The sequence below is a fragment of the Cerasibacillus sp. JNUCC 74 genome (assembly GCF_053667775.1).
This window is the reverse complement of the sequence record NZ_CM132207.1, coordinates 828,574-849,408: the sequence shown is the minus strand read 5'-3', so window position 1 is coordinate 849,408 and position 20,835 is coordinate 828,574. Positions and strand designations below refer to the sequence as shown.

General features: G+C 35.1%; 14 protein-coding genes, 1 pseudogene and 2 CRISPR repeat arrays. Of the genes and pseudogenes, 2 read left to right on the top strand and 13 right to left on the bottom strand.

The genetic code is table 11. The features are described from left to right. Positions 1-617 precede the first annotated feature (617 nt). The 4 genes from JNUCC74_RS03865 to JNUCC74_RS03850 form a co-directional block, all read right to left on the bottom strand. A complete protein-coding gene (locus JNUCC74_RS03865) occupies positions 618-1,862 on the bottom strand; it encodes an HAD-IIA family hydrolase (RefSeq protein ID WP_454066980.1) in 1,245 nt (414 codons plus the stop codon). 76 nt (positions 1,863-1,938) lie between these two features. Continuing rightward, a complete protein-coding gene (locus JNUCC74_RS03860; RefSeq protein ID WP_454066979.1) occupies positions 1,939-2,703 on the bottom strand; it encodes a class I SAM-dependent methyltransferase in 765 nt (254 codons plus the stop codon). A gap of 33 nt (positions 2,704-2,736) precedes the next feature. After that, entirely contained in the window at positions 2,737-3,735 is a 999-nt protein-coding gene (locus JNUCC74_RS03855) for a thymidylate synthase (RefSeq protein ID WP_454066978.1), read from the bottom strand. After that, a complete protein-coding gene (locus tag JNUCC74_RS03850; RefSeq protein ID WP_454066977.1) occupies positions 3,736-4,203 on the bottom strand; it encodes a nucleoside 2-deoxyribosyltransferase in 468 nt (155 codons plus the stop codon). It abuts the gene before it with no gap. A gap of 542 nt (positions 4,204-4,745) precedes the next feature. Here JNUCC74_RS03850 and JNUCC74_RS03845 point away from each other — a divergent pair. Further along, positions 4,746-6,446, top strand: a complete 1,701-nt coding sequence (locus JNUCC74_RS03845; protein WP_454066976.1) for a DUF2207 domain-containing protein — start codon at positions 4,746-4,748, stop codon at positions 6,444-6,446. On the opposite strand, the gene JNUCC74_RS03840 is transcribed toward JNUCC74_RS03845, so the two are convergent. The 3 genes and pseudogenes from JNUCC74_RS03840 to rpsN form a co-directional block, all read right to left on the bottom strand. Further along, positions 6,443-6,637 (bottom strand): hypothetical protein, encoded by a 195-nt coding sequence (locus JNUCC74_RS03840; protein WP_454066975.1) that lies wholly within the window; start codon positions 6,635-6,637, stop codon positions 6,443-6,445. The genes JNUCC74_RS03845 and JNUCC74_RS03840 overlap by 4 nt on opposite strands. 771 nt (positions 6,638-7,408) lie before the next feature. Continuing rightward, positions 7,409-7,849: a CRISPR direct-repeat array (repeat unit 32 nt; unit sequence GTCGCACCTTATATAGGTGCGTGGATTGAAAT). 187 nt (positions 7,850-8,036) lie between these two features. Further along, positions 8,037-9,203: pseudogene (locus JNUCC74_RS03835) on the bottom strand (GTP-binding protein). 132 nt (positions 9,204-9,335) lie between these two features. Beyond that, entirely contained in the window at positions 9,336-9,605 is a 270-nt protein-coding gene (rpsN, locus tag JNUCC74_RS03830) for a 30S ribosomal protein S14 (protein ID WP_077302463.1), read from the bottom strand. 628 nt (positions 9,606-10,233) lie between these two features. Next, a CRISPR array of direct repeats spans positions 10,234-10,668; the repeat unit is 32 nt; unit sequence GTCGCACCTTATATAGGTGCGTGGATTGAAAT. A gap of 320 nt (positions 10,669-10,988) precedes the next feature. On the opposite strand from rpsN, the gene JNUCC74_RS03825 reads away from it, so the two are divergent. Beyond that, positions 10,989-11,222 carry a DUF3953 domain-containing protein gene (locus JNUCC74_RS03825; protein ID WP_454066974.1) on the top strand — a complete coding sequence of 78 codons (234 nt, stop codon included), beginning with the start codon at positions 10,989-10,991 and terminating at the stop codon, positions 11,220-11,222. A 534-nt stretch (positions 11,223-11,756) separates the two neighbouring features. On the opposite strand, the gene JNUCC74_RS03820 is transcribed toward JNUCC74_RS03825, so the two are convergent. The 6 genes from JNUCC74_RS03820 to JNUCC74_RS03795 all read right to left on the bottom strand — a co-directional run bounded on the left by JNUCC74_RS03820 (position 11,757) and on the right by JNUCC74_RS03795 (position 20,816). Further along, complete coding sequence (locus JNUCC74_RS03820; RefSeq protein WP_454066973.1) at positions 11,757-13,094, bottom strand: CitMHS family transporter; 1,338 nt, start codon at positions 13,092-13,094, stop codon at positions 11,757-11,759. Positions 13,095-13,865: 771 nt separating this feature from the next. Beyond that, positions 13,866-14,597, bottom strand: coding sequence for a response regulator (locus tag JNUCC74_RS03815; RefSeq protein ID WP_077319505.1), 732 nt, complete (start codon positions 14,595-14,597; stop codon positions 13,866-13,868). Continuing rightward, the gene (locus tag JNUCC74_RS03810; RefSeq protein WP_454066972.1) at positions 14,566-16,245 is read right to left on the bottom strand and encodes an ATP-binding protein; all 1,680 of its coding nucleotides are present in this window, start codon (positions 16,243-16,245) and stop codon (positions 14,566-14,568) included. The genes JNUCC74_RS03815 and JNUCC74_RS03810 overlap by 32 nt, the downstream gene beginning before the upstream one ends. A gap of 626 nt (positions 16,246-16,871) precedes the next feature. After that, on the bottom strand, positions 16,872-17,789 hold the full coding sequence (locus tag JNUCC74_RS03805) for an LCP family glycopolymer transferase (protein WP_454066971.1): 918 nt from the start codon (positions 17,787-17,789) through the stop codon (positions 16,872-16,874). 636 nt (positions 17,790-18,425) lie between these two features. Beyond that, the gene (locus tag JNUCC74_RS03800) at positions 18,426-19,592 is read right to left on the bottom strand and encodes a nucleotide sugar dehydrogenase (RefSeq protein ID WP_454066970.1); all 1,167 of its coding nucleotides are present in this window, start codon (positions 19,590-19,592) and stop codon (positions 18,426-18,428) included. 198 nt (positions 19,593-19,790) lie between these two features. Beyond that, a complete protein-coding gene (locus JNUCC74_RS03795) occupies positions 19,791-20,816 on the bottom strand; it encodes a GDP-mannose 4,6-dehydratase (RefSeq protein WP_454066969.1) in 1,026 nt (341 codons plus the stop codon). Between the last annotated feature and the right edge of the window lie 19 nt (positions 20,817-20,835).

The following is a 20,835-nucleotide window of genomic DNA, read 5'->3' as shown; positions in this document are numbered from 1 at the left end:
ATTAAACTGTTTCCTTTGAAGATCACCTGATATAGAACACCACTTATTCCAATTTCTAGTGTTGGGATCAGTATGGATTTTATCTCTTATTCAGAGCTGAACAAAATGAAGAAATAGCAAAGAAGCTTTGGGAGTATTTCCAGGGAGCAACTACTAGTTATCAAAGGTGGTTAAAACCATTGACTGTTAATACTTTTTCTCAAATGCGTTTAATATAAGCCTTTTCGTTAACTTCTTTGTATGGTTCTAGTAGGTGCTCCATTTACTAATGAACATTTATTGTAGTTTAGTTTATTCCTTTACTTTGAAATTGAACAGATGAGCACCTGTAAATATAGATTTTTTTGTTTTGTAAACAGTTGATTATTGCACCTTCTTGTTTTTTTGAATTCAAAGATATTATAAATGCGAGCTAGCGAGAGGAACTATAATAGAAAGATATAATAAAACCGCTTGGCAACAATTGCCAAACGGCACAGCCTTCAAATGAAAGCCCCCAAAAAATAATAGAGCAACGTGTTAAAGGTAATCTCTTAGAATGAACGTCATATATTTGTATGAGTTTTTTACTATGATTAAAAATATTCGCGTTTCATTTTATATTTTCACAAGATAAACTATCGAATATATGAAACATTTTGTTCTATGATGGCATCTTTAATCCACTTTGGATGCATACGAAGGAGGTCGTCTGGTAAATGGTTTATATCAAAGTAACTGACATCTAAAGTTTCTTCATTTTCCCTAACTAAATTCCCTCCAATTACTTCACATTCAAAGCAATTCGTAATAAATTGACTCACTTTTCCATTAGGATATGAAAAAACTTGCAACTCGGGATCAGAATAAACACCTATTAGTCGATTTACTTTAACTATTAACCCTGTTTCTTCACGAACCTCTCTGATGATCGCTTCTTCCACCGTTTCTCCTGGTTCGACATGTCCACACGGAATTCCCCATAGCCCATTGTCTGCTCGTTTCATCAATAGCACACGCTGGTCGTTATTAAAAATGACTCCTGCTACACCAGCTTTGATCGTCTCAGGCCAAGCAAAGGCTGGAGAGGTCCATTTTTTCATAGCGATGCTTGGATCAAAAAGACCTTTTAAATTCGATATCGTAGCATCTGGATTACGAAAATCTTTTGCTGATGGAAATGCTTTAACATGTTGATTTGATACTAAAATAGCTGGTATCCCTGCCTGATGCGCACCTAAAATATCCGTATAAGGATTATCGCCGACCATAACAGCTTTTAACGAAACATCAAAATCCTCAAGCGCTTTTTTAAACATATATGGGTATGGTTTTCCAACAATAAATGGTCTTTTATCAGTCGACACCCGAATTGCTTCTACAATAGCTCCGACCGCTGGCAAAGGTCCATTCGGCGTAGGGAATGTTCTATCTGGATTGGTTGCAATAAATTTTGCACCTCTATGAATAAATCCTGCAGCTTTTTGAATATCATAAAAGGAAAGATCATTGTTCCATCCGATCACAACTGCTTCCACATCTGTTTGAGTTTCTGTATAAATGCCAACCTGTTTGCATTCCCATCTTAAATTTTCATCACCCAAAACAAGTGCAGATTTTATGTTTTCACTTTCTAAATATTGTGCTGTTAACCAGGAAGATGTGATTACTTCCTTTTCGCTTGCTTCTATCCCCAGACTAGTTAATTTCCTTACCGTTTTTTCTCTTGTCGTACATGGATCATTAGTCAAGAATCGAATTCCCTTCTTTGCTTTTCGAAGCTGCTTAAGCGATTCCATTGCGCCGTAAAGTGGCTCAGAACCTATATAAATAACCCCATCCAAATCAAATAAAAATACATCAAACTCATCAGCTACTGCCATTATTTCCCCCTCCTTAGAACAGTTAGTAGAATTTAGTTATTAACCATTCTAATAGAAAAAGTAAATAATTTCACTACTACTCCATTGGTTTAATAGATTTATATATAATAAAGGGAGGAAATTCCCATTCATTTTTCCAATGATGATCATGATGCTTTTCTTGAATCATTTTTAATTCTTCTTCAGGGATATCTTTCAACGTCGGTTCTAATTGTTCTATTTTTTGAAAGCCCGCTTCATTCAAAAGCTTCTCGTACACTGTCTTCGGCCAATGGAAATCATGTAATATAAGATCCTCTTGGTGTTTTATATATAACCATTCTTGCCGTGATTCACCACTCATGTATTTTTTTCCTTTTATACCATTTCGAAACGTTGAAAACTCGATTCCTGTAGAGTCAGGGTTGGTATCTAATATAACAAAGGGAGAATGGGGTGTTAAAACCCGGTAAATCTCCTTCATAATCCTTAAAATTTGTTCTTTTTTTTCGGTATTAATAAATACGTAACATGCCATAGCCCCATCTACTGAATTATCTTCGAGAAAGGAAAGGTTGTCATTTTTTATTAGATGATATTTTATATTTGGATGGTTTCGCTTTTTAGATGCAATGTTAATCATTTCTTTAGACTCGTCCACAGCCAAAACATGGACACCCGTTTTTTTAGCCAATCTATACGAGACTTTTCCTGGACCACACCCATAGTCAAGTACACTTGTTATCTTTGGGTTTGATAGAAATGTTTGAAAAACAAACCGAAACCCTAATGTTTGTTCAAGTATATCATTATAAGCCTCAAATTTATTAGCAATTGTTTCTTTTTTAAAAGAAGTCTTCATACTCATACCTCGCTATCATTATAATTAATTTATTTACTTACTTTGCCGGATAAGGGGCCACTTGTTATCTACTAAATGCTGGTAAACCGGCCACAAATGATGGTATAGAGAAAAATCAATTGGTCTTTTATAGGCTATATATTGGTACAAGCTAAAAAGTAATAAAACCTGTTTCCAATATTCGGGTAGGTCCAGCTGTTCGACTTCACTGCTGGTCATACTTATTTGGTCTTTTCTTAACAAGGCTTCATATTTTAATACATGCTCTATGAAAGACCAGTTATTTACACATGGCATTTTAGGAAACTCATACATTGCTTTCTTATGCTTTGATATAGAATTAGCTTCTTGAAGCACTTTCTCAGTCCAATTGTCATCAGGCTGATAAATGTGGATAGAACCAACATTGTGAAAAAATTCTCCTATTTCTAAATCGAGTTCTCTTGCCATTAATTCTTGAATAAATGTAAAGGAAAAAATATCACTTACTATTCCACGAAACGCATCATTTGCACGCATATATGATGTCAGATACAATTTGCCTTCTCTTACAAAAAACTGCAAACCTAATGTACAAGAAATATCCATGTTATTTTCTATTACAAGCTCTGTTGCATCAAAAATCTGTATAAACGCTCTTTTGGAATCGGGATCTTTATTTATCAATAACTCTTTGATTTGGCTCCATTGATTTATTTTGGCATTACCAAACTCAAAAATTTTCGGTCCATATGCTGTACCTGTTAATGTTTTTCCATTCATGGAATACTCGTGCATTTTCTTATTATAATAGCCAATAAAATCAAGGCTGTTGTCACCTGATAAATACCATAAAACTTCAGCAAAGTTAAAAACAATATTTGTTTTTCGGCTAGGTAAATAGCAAACTCGTTCTATCGGATTTTGAATAGTTAAGTGGTAATTTAGTTTCTCACGACTTTTATTTCCACGTGGCGCATTGTAAAATTGTGGCTTGTGATATACATCATCAAGCGTTTCTATATACGCCTCATGGAAGTTGTTAAATCGCATTTATTTCATCCCCCATTTAAATTGCAAGTGCAATTGTTCAAGTTTATCTAAATAATCTTTTTCTTTTTGAAAATAGATAAAAGTTACATTAGCCACAGTTCCAAGGCCTTGGATCAAAAAAGCATAGTCTTCTCCTTCTTCTAATAGCAAAATGATCGGTTTCTGTAGAGCGGATGCCCAGCCAATTTCAATATGGGTACCCGGAGAAGGCGGAGTTCCTGGAAAGGCGACAAAAAGATCACAGGTACGAATTTCTTCAAAATCAATTGCTGTACATTCATCAGGCGTCATAAAGTCTTTTCCCCATTCCTCACGCTTATGGGCATTATGAACAGCAAATCCTTTCTCCTCAAAAAAAGTGATGAGCTTTACCAGCTTTTGCTTTTCATAATGATCCATTACCCCCGTTTTTGGATTAACAAGACTTTTAAATGGACCTGCAAGAAATACTTTTTTACGTTGACTCATTTTTTCACCCCTTGAAATAAATAAACACTTCACGCGAAAGCAGTTTTAAAATAAAAGCATTGATTGCGTTACATTTCACTTTTCCTACACTGGCATATTAGTCTCCGGTTGAAAGAATTAAAGACCTTAGTCTTTTCTCAGCTTTCCACAAAAGTGCCCTCAGAGTATTTTTTATAAAAACTCTATAATCATATGAATGTTGTTTTTTAAATGAATATAAACTCTTTTATTCCTTGGAATATAAAATTAAGCTCCTATCTTTGTTAAATAATTACTGCTTCCTCCTCTCCAAAAACAATGATTTCATTTAATGTGAAATCATTGAAATAATGATACATCTTACATATATTTGTAAAAAAACAGTCTATAAATTGTTATGTTAGCTTTCTTTGTAGTAGAACAAATCATTAAAAAAATGATGCTAGTTGAGGTAATTTAGCAACTCATTTGCTTTTTTGGCGAAACTTTAATTACAAGCACGCTCGCTTCCATTGAAACTTTTACATGCGTTTTTCGTAATACAAACTATAAGGAGGAAAACGATGGTTAAAAAAATCGGTCTATTATTTGGAATCATAATAACTCTATGTCTTATACCCAGCACTGTTTTTGCGGTAGATTTTTCTATTGAACAAAGTAAAATAGAGGCTTTTTTACAGGAAGATGGAGAAATTGAGGTAGTCGAAGAGCATACCTATCAGTTCGAAGGAAAATTTAATGGAATGACTCGCACGTTAATTCCAAAAGAAGGATCCTCTATTCATGACGTAACGGCTACCGAAAAAGGAAAAGCGTTAGAGGTAAAGCAGGAAGATGATACCTATAAAATTTATCGACGTGGTGAAGATGAAACGGTCACCATTCAATTATCCTATATCATTGAAGATAGTCTAAAAGCGTATAAAGATGTTGTTGTATTTGCGTGGCCTTTTTTTGATAGCAGCAATGAGACTGCTTATGAGCAACTCGATATCTTTATCCACCCTCCGAAGAAAACAGAGGATGTCGTTGCATACGGAGAAGTCGCTGCTTTTGCAACAGAGAAGCAGGAAGCAGGCGGTGTGATTCATTATGCGATGGGATATGTTGAGAGCGGTGAAAATGGTGACATCACTGTTGCTTATGATAAATCTCTTTTCCCTAGTGTCTCCATTACCGAAGATAAACTCATGCTTGAGCAATTACTTGCTACAAAGCAAGAGCTAATGGATAAGGAAAAGGCATTTATTCAGAGGAAAACCATGTTAGAAGATATTTCACCCTATGTCTTAGGTATATTTACAATTTTGAGTTTGATCTTGTTATTTTTCGCTTGGAGACGAATGCATGTACAAAAACTAGAATTAGAGCGTACATCTGAATCTGCTTATTTTTTACCAAAACAAGAAATGAGTCTGCCTGCAACAATTGCTTATATGAATCGAGGTCAAATTGGTCCTGAGGCGATGACTGCAGCTTTACTTGATTTGGAGCGAAAAGGATACGTTAAACGTGATGAAAAGGACAAAAATACATTTATTGTAGTCCATGAGCAAACCGACCATGAGCATGAAGCAATTCTAATTGATTGGCTATTCTATACCGTTGGACAAAACGGTGTCTTTCGCACAAATGATTTACAGGAATTTACGAAAACAACAACCAATCAAGATATTTATCAAAGAAAGATGGATTCTTATCAATATAGCGTGAAAAAGGAAATGACTGACCATAAACTGATAGATAAACCATTTGGTATTCGAGCAGCAGCAGGTCTATTAAGCTTGATCATCCTTCCGTTCATCATCATTTTTGCGATCCATGAACTCTATGGTAACATGTCTATTTCCTTGCTCTACTTTGTTGTACTGATCTTATTCGCCATCACTTACCGTCCACGAACATTAAAAGGAGCACGTATTTATAAACAGTGGAAGGAATTTGAGGAAAAATACTCTAATCTACCAGACGCTGAATGGGAAACACTTGTCAGCGATGAACAAAAACGGGCCTTTATATATGGATTTGGTGTCAATCATGCCCCAATAACGCAAAAGAATAAACAGCTATTTAAGAATACCACATCATCAACTTACAATCCCAATACAGATTTAATGATGTTCGTGCTTGTTGCAGCAGCTCTTAACGAGCAATTTGACGAGGTTAATTCAACTGTAACAGCAGCGACAACTGACACTACAATCAGTAGTGGCGGAGGCGGAGCTGGGGTTGGGGGCGGTGGAGGAGGTTCCGGAGCCTTCTAATCGTCGTTTGGTTTTAAAGAAAGTGAAATGACGAGAGCGATACGTGCTTTCGTCATTTTTTTGATGCTTCTTTCATTAATCCTTCCTTTTTTGGTTGTTTCACTTCCAAAATATAGAAAACAGATAAACCCATTTTTGCTATTACCGAATTTCTTCCGTACTACAAATTCTTCAACATCTTTATATCCCATCACTATTTCACCCTTGTCTACTTATTGCTAGAGTTTTCGCTATGTTTCACCTCATGGCATGAAAGGGCAGATCTTACTGCCAGTTACAAGCGAGATAAAACCCCCAGGTCATTCACACCATAATTGGTTCGTATTATCCTTGATATTAGACTAAAATAGAAGAATTTGAAGAATAAATGTAGGGGTCAGGAGAGAACGAAGGCGGATCAAAGCTGAGAAAGTATGATTGAAGCCACGACATCTCCTCAATAATTGGGAGTGAATGCCTCGAAGTTGATACATAAGTTCATAAAATTGAGAGTGGACACACTAAAGTTGAAACATTTCCATATGAAGTTAGAGAGGATGCTTAAAAGTTGAGACGTAAAACTGGAATAGACTAATTCGAAATCGGAAACCCAATGAAAAGCTTCTATTCAGTACTTAAGCACAATATTGGAAATTAGCCTATAATCGTTAGAATAAATCAAGCTTTGGTGTAATTGTAGATTTCTTTAAACTTCAATTTTTTTATTAGGTAATGTATCTTAACAGATGCTAATAAGCTAAAATTAGCCTATAATAGTACGAGAAAGATTTCTCCAAAATTTTTATTCCATCTGGTGCGAACCTGAAGTGCACATAAAAACCCTAGGGGATTCGCACCATTATTTATTTTATTTTTGGTAAATAATTGGAAAAAAACGAAGAAAAAACGTTCATTTTTTTACTTTTCCTCTCTAAAATAGGCGGTTTTATGTTATATTTGTAAAATTTTATGCTGAAATCGCAGTCGCACCTTATATAGGTGCGTGGATTGAAATCTCAGAAGTGAGTAATTTCCGATTAAATTCATGTGTCGCACCTTATATAGGTGCGTGGATTGAAATAGGTATAGGTTACCACTATTGGACAAGTAATTATTGTCGCACCTTATATAGGTGCGTGGATTGAAATAAAGGATAAGCAAGGAAAGTTATTTCGTTGTATTCAAGTCGCACCTTATATAGGTGCGTGGATTGAAATCGTAATCTTATTATCTGTATATGATAACGCTGAAGATGTCGCACCTTATTTAGGTGCGTGGATTGAAATCGAAGTTACTGGTTACTGGTCTAGTGACGGGGCTCAGTGTCGCACCTTATATAGGTGCGTGGATTGAAATAGTAGTAACTTTTAGAAAAGCATGCTGATGGATGCTGTCGCACCTTATATTGGTGCGTGAGTTAAAATAGGTTGTAAAGGCCTTAAGGTGTGGTCTTGCACAACGTAGTAAGCACCCCTTTTTAAAAAGAGGTGCTGAAAAAATCAATAAACTGAACCTGTAATATATTCGTCTTAAATTTCTGAAATACCACCCGGTTATACCATTATTTAACTAGACAGTTGTTTAAGTGGCAAGGTTATCCCGAAAAAACATTTACCTTATTAAGAATGGGGGTAACGAATCTGCGAAAGAAGAAATTGGTTTTTCTTCTTCTTTTTCTGTTACTAAACATTGATTTAATGAAGCCATAACCTGCTCCTTATCCATGTCTCTCCCAATAAAAACTAGCTCTGTCATTCTGTCTCCTGTCTGTTCATCCCATTTTTCAAACAAAGCTGGATCTTGTGCCTTTAATTCTTCTTGTTCCTCCTGAGAATAGCTTGCTAGCCACTTACCAGCTGCTTCTAATGTAATCATAGATCCAGCCTGTGACAAGAGACCTGCTACATCGTTTCTCGTTATTAACCAGAAGAAACCTTTTGTACGGATAATTTCCTTTGGCCAGTTCTCTAACCATTGCTCAAATCATTTTGGATGGAATGGCTTTCTGCTTCTATAAACAAATGAACTAATACCATACTCTTCCGTTTATGGTGTATGCTCTTCATTTAATTCTTTGATCCAACCAGCACCTTGACTTACCTTTTCAAAGTTAAATTGATTAGTATGAAGCACCTGTAATGGAGCTATTTGTCCAAAGCTTGTTGGGATAATCTTCGCTTCTGGATTTAACTTATAAAGCAAATTCTTTAACTCTATATTTTCGTTAGAAATCTTATCTATTTTATTTAAAACGATGACATTTGCAAATTCAATTTGATCAATCAGTAAATCAACAATAGCTCTTTCATCATCATCAGAAGCATGTAATTGCCGGTCGATTAATAAATCCTCTGATCGATACTCCTCCCAAAACTGCTGCCCATTGACAACCGTTACCATTGTATCAAGCTGGAATAAGGTGTTTAAATCTATCCCCAATTCTTAATCATGATATACGAAACTCTGAGCTACTGGGATCGGTTCAGATACACCGCTTGACTCAATTAACACATAATCAATATCCAACTTAGCTAATTTCTCTAATTCCACTACTAAATCTTCTCGTAATGTACAGCAAATACAACCATTGGTCATTTCAACCATATTTTCTTTCGCTCTAACAAAGCCGCCTTCCTTCACAAGCTTTGCGTCAACATTAATTTCACTCATGTCGTTAACAATAATGGCTATTTTTAACCCTTTCTGATTTTCAAGAAGATGATTGAGTAGAGATGTTTTACCTGCTCCTAGAAAACCACTTAAAACGTTCACTGGTATTTTTTACTCATTGACCTTCCCCTCTTCTTCTATGTACAAAGAATTAATTATTATTTTGTATAAAAAATAATACAGGGACAACACTTTAAGATGCCCCTGTTAACTTATTTTAGTTCTCCAAAACACTGGCCCCTACCAACTAGCTTTTTTCACACCTGGTATTTGCCCTTTATGAGCATATTCTCTAAAGGCAATGCGTGACATATTGAACTTTCGCATGTAGCCACGTGGTCTGCCTGTAACTTCACAGCGATTTTTCAAGCGAGTTGGAGAAGAATCTCGTGGTAATTTACGAATTGCTTCATAATCACCTTTTGCTTTTAACTCTTTTCTCAAGGCAGCATATTGTTCAACCATCTTCTGGCGTTTTTTCTCTTTTGCAATTTTAGACTTTTTTGCCATTTGATCAACTCCTATCAATAATTTATACTCTATCTCAAAATCACCTTAAATCGTAATGATTACGTTTTATAAGTTATTATAAAACATCTTTACTAAATTGTAAATAGTAATGATTGCGATTTATGATTTTAATTCCTTAATTTATCCACTTTGAACTTAATCATTTTTTTCGATAAATATAACAGTATTTTGCTTAAATTTGTCGTTTATACTATGCTGTAGTAATTTAATTTTACTTTCAATTTACAGATCACCCTGTGAATGAAATTGAAACACCAATTATTCATTTTGCTACTAATTGTCGAAATAACTTAATCTACAAAGAGGAAAACATCATTCTTTGATTTTATTTGCACATATTTTAAGATTCTTCCACTTGTACGATTGATTTTCGTTAATAAATGACAAACCCTCTGCACTATCATATAATAATTGTATGAAAGCTAGGGTATTAAACTTGGTGCGAACCTGAAGTGCACATAAAAACCCTAGGGGATTCGCACCATTATTTATTTTGTTTTTGGTAAATAATTGAAAAAGGTGGAGAGAAATGGTTCATTTTTTTCCTTTTGTTCTCTAAAATAGGCAGTTTTTTGTTATATTTGTAAAAATTTATGCTGAAATCGCAGTCGCACCTTATATAGGTGCGTGGATTGAAATTGCTTGTTCCCCAAGCCCCTCCACAGATGCAATAACGTCGCACCTTATATAGGTGCGTGGATTGAAATATACATTCATCCAGAAATTGAACAAAATGACTTAGGTCGCACCTTATATAGGTGCGTGGATTGAAATCCAGCATATGAAGAAACGAGTGTACAAGCTCGTAGTCGCACCTTATATAGGTGCGTGGATTGAAATCAGGATAAGCCCTAACACGTATTCAGCAGTCTTATGTCGCACCTTATACAGGTGCGTGGATTGAAATATAGTGTGAGTATTTATATTAAGCGCTTTTGTTATAGTCGCACCTTATATAGGTGCGTGGATTGAAATAGAACGTTTGTTTGTATTTTTCATTGCCATACACCGTCGCACCTTATATAGGTGCATGGATTGAAATTTCTTTTGACACCTTGTGATCAGTATAACGCTTAGTTGTCGCACCTTGGTTTAAAATTAAAGTGTGATTTCATACGGAAATTCTTCTTGCATTGGTTTTGTTTTTTGTCATGATACATGAAGAAAAACAGAAGATAGTCAACCCAAAAAAACACCAACATTGACACATCCCCCATTGAATCTATATTTTATTTATGCAATGCTAACGTTAACTTATACAGAAGTTATAATTCTTGTAAGAATATGAAGATAATTCCGTGGTATTCTCGGCAAAAAAGATATATGGATGGGAATTGTAATAGGTGGCAAGGGGGAGATATTTTGTTAACTATAATTAGAGTTGTTTTAGCAATAATAGTCCTCGTTTTATCAGGATATAGTTCAATTACTAATAATCTTGTATTGTTTCCATTTATGATGTTGTTTTTAGGAGCATTAATGTTAGTTAATGGAATTGGTGTACTTCAAAAAGATAAAAAAGATTTTGGGGGCTTTTTAAGCATTGCTGCTTTCGTATTAGCTTTGATCACCTCAATAGAACTTTTTTTATCTTGAGCAATCGAGTGCTATTGTTGAAGATCATAAACCTTATTCCTCGGTAAAAATATGGTTTTTGGTCTTTCCAAATTCTTAAACTGCAATCTACAAAAAAACTTCTATAATCGTGCTCGGCAGAAGGTGCTTTTTTAAACCTTCAAACCCTTTTATTGATCTTTATATTCACAGCTGTTTCGTCATATTTTTTAATAGTCCATTTCATACCACGCCTCACTACATAAATTGCCATGATTACTTAAGCTTGTGTTTCCGCAGTATTAACACCATACTTTTCTCCAGTTCAAGATTAGTAAAAATGGAAGTAGTAAAATTGTCTCCACTAGTGCCGGTTATTTGACTAATTATTATATACAAGCTTTAAACCTACTGTAGTAATCAATTATGTTCTAGAGATTGAAAGCTCAACATGTTATTTCGAGTATTTTAATGGCTAACAACTTCGAGCACATTAGAGCTAACATCCAGCTCTTTTTTCTTAATGCTAATTATGTCCATAAACTCCAAGAGGCCGCACATAACGTGCAGCCTTCATTATACAATAATTAATCCGATTATTATGGAAAAAACCAATAGGACTAAGCTAAGCCCCCATAACCAAAACAACGAATAGCGGATGTGACGTCCCATTTCCAAGCCCGCTAGTCCTAAAGCCAACCAAACTGCTGGTGAAAATGGGCTGATAAACGTTCCAACGATGTTGCCAACAATCATGGCGTAAGTGGTAGATAAAGAATCAATACCAAAACCGGTTGCAATTTGTTCGACTACTGGCATTAATGCAAAGTAATACGCATCTGTGCTTAATAACAAATCAAATGGAACACCGAAAAATCCGATTATTAAATGTACATACGGAGCGATGAATGCTGGAATTACGGTGACAATATCTTCTGCAATGGCATTCAACATCCCTGTACCGGTAAGAACTCCTAAAAACGTTCCGGCTGCAAGTATAATCGTTGCCATCATTAATGCATTTGGAGCATGATAGCGAATACGATCCATTTGATCTTGCATTTTCGGATAATTAATTGGTAACGCTAAACTTACCCCAATCATAAATACAAGCCCTGCTGGTATGACTCCCCAAACTAATGTACCTATAACCGCAATTGTTAAAATAACGTTTATCCATAATTTCTTGGATTGAGCAGGTGCCGGCTCTGTCTTTATACTTTCTGAAGTTTCTTTTCCAATTTGCAAATCAGGTTCAATAGACGCAGCTGCTGCAATAGATCCATATTCTTTCGTAATTCGCTTTTTTTCTCGATAACCAAGAACAATTGCTAAAACAATCATCAGTACGAGCCCAATCGCTTGAATAGGTATTAACGGTCTCCATAATTCTGTTACATCCATATTTAATACAGATGCTGATCTACCCAACGGTCCAGCCCATGGTAGCATATTCATAATACTTGCGCTTCCACCTATGAGTAGCAGTAGTATATATGGATTCATTTTTAGCTTCTTGTATAACGGAAGCAACGCTGGTATAGTAATCAGGAATGTTGAGGCACCGGATCCATCCAACTGTGCGATTGCGGCAATCACAACACTCCCGATGCAAATTGCAATGACGTTTCCCTGTGATATAGAAATCATGCCACGAATCAACGGATCAAACAAGCCAACGTCTTGCATTATTCCAAAGAATAGAATAGCAAAAATAAACATAATCGCAACATGTACTACATCAGTAATCCCCTCATCAAAAAATGCTCCAATTTCCTCTAGTCCAAATCCAGCAATAAACGCTCCAATAATAGGTGTTAATACTAACGCTATAATTGGTGTAACTCGCCCACTTATTAATAATAGTACAATAATAATGATCGTCAAAAATCCAATGATACTTAGAACTCCCATGATATCCCCCTTCTGCATGAGCCAAGTGGCTTGCTACATCAAATCATGCAAACGCTATCAATATTTCGTATTCTCTACTGATATTGGATGTTCAAAAGTAATGTTAGAAAGACTTGGCTTGTCGCCAAGTCTTTATGGCGGAAGCTATCGTTTTTCTTATACGATAAAGCCTAAAGTTTTATACTATCCTATAGTATAAAAAATAAAGCATTGTATTTCTTTATTGCAAAACTATAGATTACCTATGTATCTAATATACATTCTCTTGTTCAAAACACTGCCTCAAGCTTGACGTACGGAACATGCTAGTATCGATGTAGCAAAAATATAAAAAAAGATTAACGATTTGTTAGTGACCCAAACTGATATCTTTTGACGATAACGAACACGGCAACAGGAGAAACCGATGTTAACGAATCGTAGGAAGAAGACCAAAGTTTGTTTGAGCTTTGGCACATTAAACTAAACGATGCTATTTTCCAAAAATATACATACATTTGCTGGACAATAAGAAAAACGTCGGCAGCAATACGTCACACAAAAAAAGCTTTAACCGTGACAACATCTCACTAAGTAAAAACCACTGTTTTTAAAAAATTTCAACCTAGATGGGTCAATATTTCTACACTCTTTTGAACATATTCCAATAAAAATTTAGTTAGAGAAACGAATCCTTCTCGCTATAAAAGATTAACGAAAAGTCTAATATTATTGTTAATTATAAAAATACCATGGAATGTAAGCGATTCAAATATTGTGTTAATAAATATATTAATTCTTATTTGTAGCATTTTGTTCATAAGTTTCATAGGGGACGTAAAAGCGTTCTGGTCTACCGACATTTCCATAAAGAAGGGTTGTCCGAATCTTCTTTAGAGTAACGAGATACTCCAAATATCTTCTGGCTGTGGATCGACTTGTACCAATTTGCTCACTTAACTCGACCGCAGTAATCCCTTTCATCTTCTTATATTTTAATAAATTCGTAACTTCCTCCAAAGTGATCGGATCAATCCCTTTTGGTAATTCTTTATTTGTTTTATTAGGAAAACGATTGATCTTCCTTTGGATTAGAATATCGACTTCATGTTGCTCTAAGAACTCCTTCGATGATAGGAAATGACGCCTTTGTTCATATTGCTTGAGCATCTGATTAAAACGATCGGCATCTACTGGCTTAATAATATAATCAAAAACCCCTCCACGAAGTACTTCCTCAATGACGTCTGCTTCTGCAGCAGCGGAAACAATAACAATATCTATTGCTCGATATTGTGTACGTAACCGCCAGAATAGTTCCAAACCTTCTACATCAGGAATATATATATCTAATAACACTAAATCTACTTCCACTCCTGGCATTTGGAGATATTGATAAGCCTCCTGAGCTGTTTTGACACTATTTACAACTTGATATCCACCTATTTGTTCTACGAATTGCTTATTTATAGCTGCAACACGAAAATCATCTTCAATAATAAGAACATGTATCTTCCTGCCCATAACTTTTCCCTCCATCCTTTGGCATAATCATTATAAAACAAGCCCCTCCTAGTTCTCCTTCTTCTACTAGAATATTGCCTCCGACACGATTTAAAACATGTTTACTCAAAGCTAGACCAATTCCGCGATTTTCTCCATCTTTTGTTGTATATCCTTGTTCAAAAATATAGTTGATGTCGTCAGGTGCAACACCAGAACCCGAATCATCTACCTCAACAATGACATCCTCTCCAATATCCGTAAACAAGATAGCAACTTTTCGCTTTGATTTTGCTTCATGCTTGACGGATTCAATGGCATTCTCGATCAAATTACCAGCAGTCGTTAAAAATGCCTTCTGTTTTTCTCCGGTAAAGATAGTATCGAGTTGACTATCCGGATGAATCGTCATCTTAATTCCAAGCTCATTTGACTGATTAAGTTTTCCTTGTAATAACCCTTGAAACATTGGATCAGCAACATTTTTCAGTAAAAATTGTGAAAACTCCAGCTGCGTTTTGTTTTCTTGTTTAATATACGTTATAGCTTCTTCCCGTTTACCAAGCTGTAATAATCCAAGAATGGTATAAAGTTTATTTGAAAATTCATGTGTCTGTGCACGCTGAGCATTGGAATACTGCTTTATTTGTGATAATTCTTTTGTAATGTTTTCAAGTTCTGTTTTTTTTCGAAACGTAAAGACAGCTCCAATAATGGATTGTTGGTGAAAGATTGGGGTTCGATTCGTTAATACAATTGCATCACCAAGTACCATCTCTTTATTAAAATGCCTCTCACCAGTTTCTAGCACATGTAGCAAATCCGTATGCGGTAAAAATTCGCTTGCAGATCGTCCAATATACTGACTACTTTCCAATTCCTGATTAAATAAGACGTTTTGTGCAGCAACATTCATCATCATAATCTTGCCTTGTTTATCGACAGCGATGATCCCCTCATGCGTAGACTGCAAAATCGCCTCCCTTTGCAATAATATTTGTGAGATTTCCTCTGGTTCCATATTGGATAATAGTTTTTTTAGATAGATGGCTATAGCAATTGCTCCAAAAATCCCTACTAAAATAATACCAAATAATGTTAGCCACACGGATCTAATTTGCTGTTGAATAATATTCTGAACTTCTTCATTTAAAAAGCCAACTGATACTACCCCAATGATTGCTCCATCTTGATTTCTAATTGGCGTTTTACCCCGAATAGATAATCCTAACGACCCCTCCCGTTTCGATATATAGGATTCTCCTTTTTTTAAGGCACGAACGTTATCACCGCCGACCATTTGCTTTCCTATTCTTTCCGGGTGTGGATGCGAATAACGAATCCCTTTCTTATTTCCGACAACAATAAATTCTGCACCAATGCTCTTCTGAATTGGTTGAACGATATCCTGAATAACATTCTCAGGGTTTTCCAACTCAAAAGCCTCTCTTATACTTGGCATATTTGCAATACTCTGTGACACACTTAACGCACGTTTGGCAATTTGATCTTCTATTGTTGTTGAAATAAATGAGCGAAGAAACAAACCAAAGATAATAAAAATCCCAACAATCAGAAAGCTGATCAGAATAATCATTTTTACCTTTAAACTGAAGCTCCGTTTAGAAGCTCTTCCAACCTTTCTCCTACCTTTTTGTAAAGCGAACATCACAATACCCCTTGTTTATAAACTATAAAAAAACTATGAATTGAGAAATATCTTTTTACAGAGAATGCTCTCATCAACATCTCCACCTCTCTAAATTAAAATACGATTTAACAGATGTAGGCCCTTTTCATCATATTTTGTAAAGTGTAAAATAAAAATCCATATCTTAAGCAATTGAATAGGTACAAATTTGCAAAAAAAACATAACAAAACCTTCCACTATTTTACACGGAGAAGCGAGCATGATAACCTCTTGCAATGGAGCAGATCTTTTGGTGATATCTGAGCTCATAAATCATGCTCGTAGGCGCTCTGTGTAAAATAACAAAATACCAACTATGTACTCGATCTTTGTAATGTTGTGTATGATTTCATTGCACATCACTGAAACGCACCATATTTTTATCCTTTTTCTGTCTTTAAATAGAGAAATGGAGAATCAGCTTTTTCAGTTGACCCTCCATTCAAAAACAAGTGATGAAAAACCGCAAAAAGAGAACAAACTTCTGTTCTACCATTTTCCATTTAATAACTAATATATTCATATTGGATTGACAAATAAATTAATGATCCTTTTCTAAAGCCTATGCACTTCAGAGATCAAGCTTTTCAAATCATTGTCACCCCTAAGCCCCTGCAATCATCCCTTGCACTTTTGAAACTTCTTCTTCTGGAACCAGATAGTAATATATACCATCAATATTTGTACCGCTACCTTCCATCATATAACTGACAACATTTTTTCGAACATTTTTATAACCGAATAACAGGTCTTTCATATCATTAAAGTCCATATTCGTTGCCATGTTATTCCCTAATACATCGATCATACCATTGATTTTATTTACCGATCCTACAGATGCACCTTGATCAATGATACCTTCAATGACTTTTCGTTGCCGTTCCGTACGTCCAAAATCTCCAGCTGGATCTTGCTTACGCATTCGTACATAGTGCATGGTTTTGTCCCCATCAAGTGCAATAGGACCTTTTGTAAAATTGTATTTTCCATCATCCCATTCTACCTCGTTATCTACCTCAATAGTACCGAGCTGATCTACAAGTTCTTCAAGCCCTTCCATGTTCATACGTACATAATAATCCAAATCAATATCTAAAAAGCTTTCTACCGTTGCTACTGTCATATCCGCTCCACCATATGCATAAGCGTGATTAATCTTATCTTCTATACCCTTACCAGCAATCATCGCTCTTGTATCACGCGGGATGCTGATCAATTGCATGGAATCCTTTTTTGGATCTAAAGAAAGTAATACTAATGCATCTGAACGGCCTTTATCATTCCCTCTCTGATCCACACCAAGTAAGAGAATATTCAAAGGTTCAGTTGCCTTCATCTTTTTCTTCGTAGAAGCTGTATCAATCGTGTCTACCGGTTCATTAATTTTTTTGTTCACGGTGGACTTGGCGTTATGGTAAATGGAATAAGCATATCCACCCATACCAAGAGCTGCAAGGAAAATGATTAAAAGCGGAATTTTCAGCCAAAGTTTCTTTGATTTTTTACTTTTTTTTCGTTTCATTTAAGTTCACCTTTTTACCTATTTTATTATTCAGTTATTTAAAAGCTAGCTTTACTTACTTATTAGAAAAACTCGGCTTATCGCCAAGTCTTTAGCGAAAGCTATAGTTTTTCTTATACTATAAACCCTAAAATTTTATACTTTCCTATAGTAAAATAAAAGCTCGTAGAAAAATAGAAAGTCAACTATTTTTCTACACCTTTTGACATTATACTATATATTAAGTAGCCATACCAAAATTTTTTAATGTTATATGCAATTTCTAAATTTAATGGTAAATATTTAAATGTGAAATTCTGCTGCTTAACCATGTTTGAGAAATCTATTTTTTGCACCTAATTTTCGATAACATACAAAAGGTGTATTTTGCAAAGTAATAGTCGAGAGTTTTACAAGTAAGCCGTTACAACTTTATACGGAGCAGTGAGCATGATAATCTAATCTATTTAGCCAATCCTTACTATAGCTGGCTTCTTGGCTAAAACATCATGCTCGCCGAGGCTCCGCGTCAAGTTACAACATTCTCGATTTGTAATTGCAATCTTCTAAGTCTTCACTGCAAAGTACAAAAGGAAACCATTAAAGGCAGATGGCAGCTATTTTCAAGCTGCCATCTACAATTTATAATATGCCAAATCAATCTCTACTAAAAATATCTCTTGTATATACTTTATTCGATACATCTCTGATATTATCATCTAAACGGTTAGCGACAATGACATCTGCTTCATCTTTAAATACTTCTAAATCATTTACAACCCGAGAATTATAGAATGTCTCTTCTTTTAAAACCGGTTCATAAACAATAACTTCAATTCCTTTTGCTTTAATACGCTTCATAACCCCTTGAATGGCAGATTGCCGGAAGTTATCTGAATCTGTCTTCATCGTAAGTCGATAAATACCAACTACTTTAGGATTTCGTTGTAAGATCATATTTGCAACATGATCTTTTCTAGTTCGATTTGCATCAACAATAGCAGCCATAATATTATTTGGAACATCTTCATAGTTTGCTAGAAGCTGCTTTGTATCTTTTGGTAAGCAGTAACCACCATAGCCAAATGAAGGGTTATTATAATGTCCACCGATACGAGGATCAAGTGAAACCCCTTCAATAATTTGTTTGGTATCCAATCCACGTATTTCCGCATATGAATCAAGCTCATTAAAAAATGCTACACGCATAGCAAGATATGTATTAGCAAATAGTTTTATTGCTTCAGCCTCTGTTGGGCGAGTAAATAAGACATCCATATTTTCCTTTTTTGCACCTTGTACTAATAAATCAGCGAATACTTTGGCACGGTCGGACTGTTCTCCAACAATAATACGTGAAGGATATAAATTGTCATAAAGTGCCTTACCTTCTCGTAAAAATTCTGGAGAAAAGATAATATTGTCTGTTGCAAATCTAATGCTAATCTCTTTCGTATAGCCTACTGGTACAGTAGACTTAATAATCATTACGGCATTAGGATTTGTATCTAATACATTACGAATAACAGCCTCCACTGTTGATGTATCGAAATAATTTTTATCTGGATCATAGTTGGTCGGCGTGGAAATAACCACATAGTCTGCATCTTTATACGCTTCTTCCATATCTGTTGTAGCTCGTAATTTTAATTCTTTATTTTTTAGAAAGTTATCAATCTCTGTATCTACAATAGGAGATTGTTTACTATTGATCATATCTACTTTCTTCTGCATAATATCAAGCGCCACTACCTCATTGTGCTGTGCAAGTAATACAGCATTTGATAGACCGACATATCCTGTACCTGCAACTGCGATTTTCATATGTAATTCCTCCTAGTTTTGTTTGGTATTATTCTGATTTGATAGATTTTAATTATAGGGTGACATAACATGATTTGATTTTTATCCAAAAAAAATAAGTAGCTATTATATTTTTATACATGATAAGTCACTAATAGTAGAGTTCGATCTACTTTTTATCTTCTTTATAGTCAACATATTTTGGAACTATTCCAAAATTTACTGCACATTATAATAATCTACGTACCAGTCGGCAAACTTTTGCAAACCTTCTTCAATAGATGTCTTTGGTTGAAATCCAACTTCCTGTTGTAACTGTTCTGTTGAAGCATATGTAGCTGGGACATCACCAGGTTTAATTGGCTCAAATACTTTCTCAAACGCCACCTCTTTACCTAGCGATTTACTTAGACATTTCTCCAATGTTTCAATAAATACCATTAGTTTTTCCGGATTATTATTTCCGATGTTATATACCTTATGTTCTACATCCCCTTTAGGAGGATTACTTAATAAACGTTCGATACCTTCAACAATATCATCAATATATGTGAAATCACGATAAAGATCGTTTTCAAAATCTCCATTATTAAATATTTTGATCGGCTCTCCATTAAAATACTTATTGGCAAAACCAAAGTAAGCCATATCTGGTCTTCCCATTGGCCCATAAACCGTAAAGAAACGTAATCCTGTAGCAGGTATCTTATAAAGGTGGCTATATGTATGAGCCATTAGCTCGTTTGATTTTTTCGTTGCAGCATACAAAGACACTGGATTGTCCACAAAATCTGTCTCTTCAAATGGCACCTTTTTATTTGCCCCATAAACCGAGCTGGACGAAGCATATACCAAATGATCTACAGGGTGATGTCTGCATGCTTCTAAAATATTATAAAAGCCTATAATATTACTTTCTATATATACGTCAGGATTTTCAATTGAATACCTTACACCTGCTTGCGCTGCTAGATTGACTACAATATTAGTTTTGTATTTAGCAAAAATGTTCATTATTAGTTCTTTATCTGAAATATCACCTTTAATGAAAGTGAATTTTTCATAAAGTTGTAATTGCTCTAATCGGTCTTCTTTTATTTTTACATCGTAGTAATCATTTATGTTATCGAGGCCGATAACAGTGTGCCCTTGTTCCAGTAAAGCTTTAGAAAGGTAGAAACCGATAAAACCAGCTGCGCCTGTGATTAAAAACAAATTTCTTTTTTTTGCTATGTTTGTAATCATACATTTATTCCCCTTATAA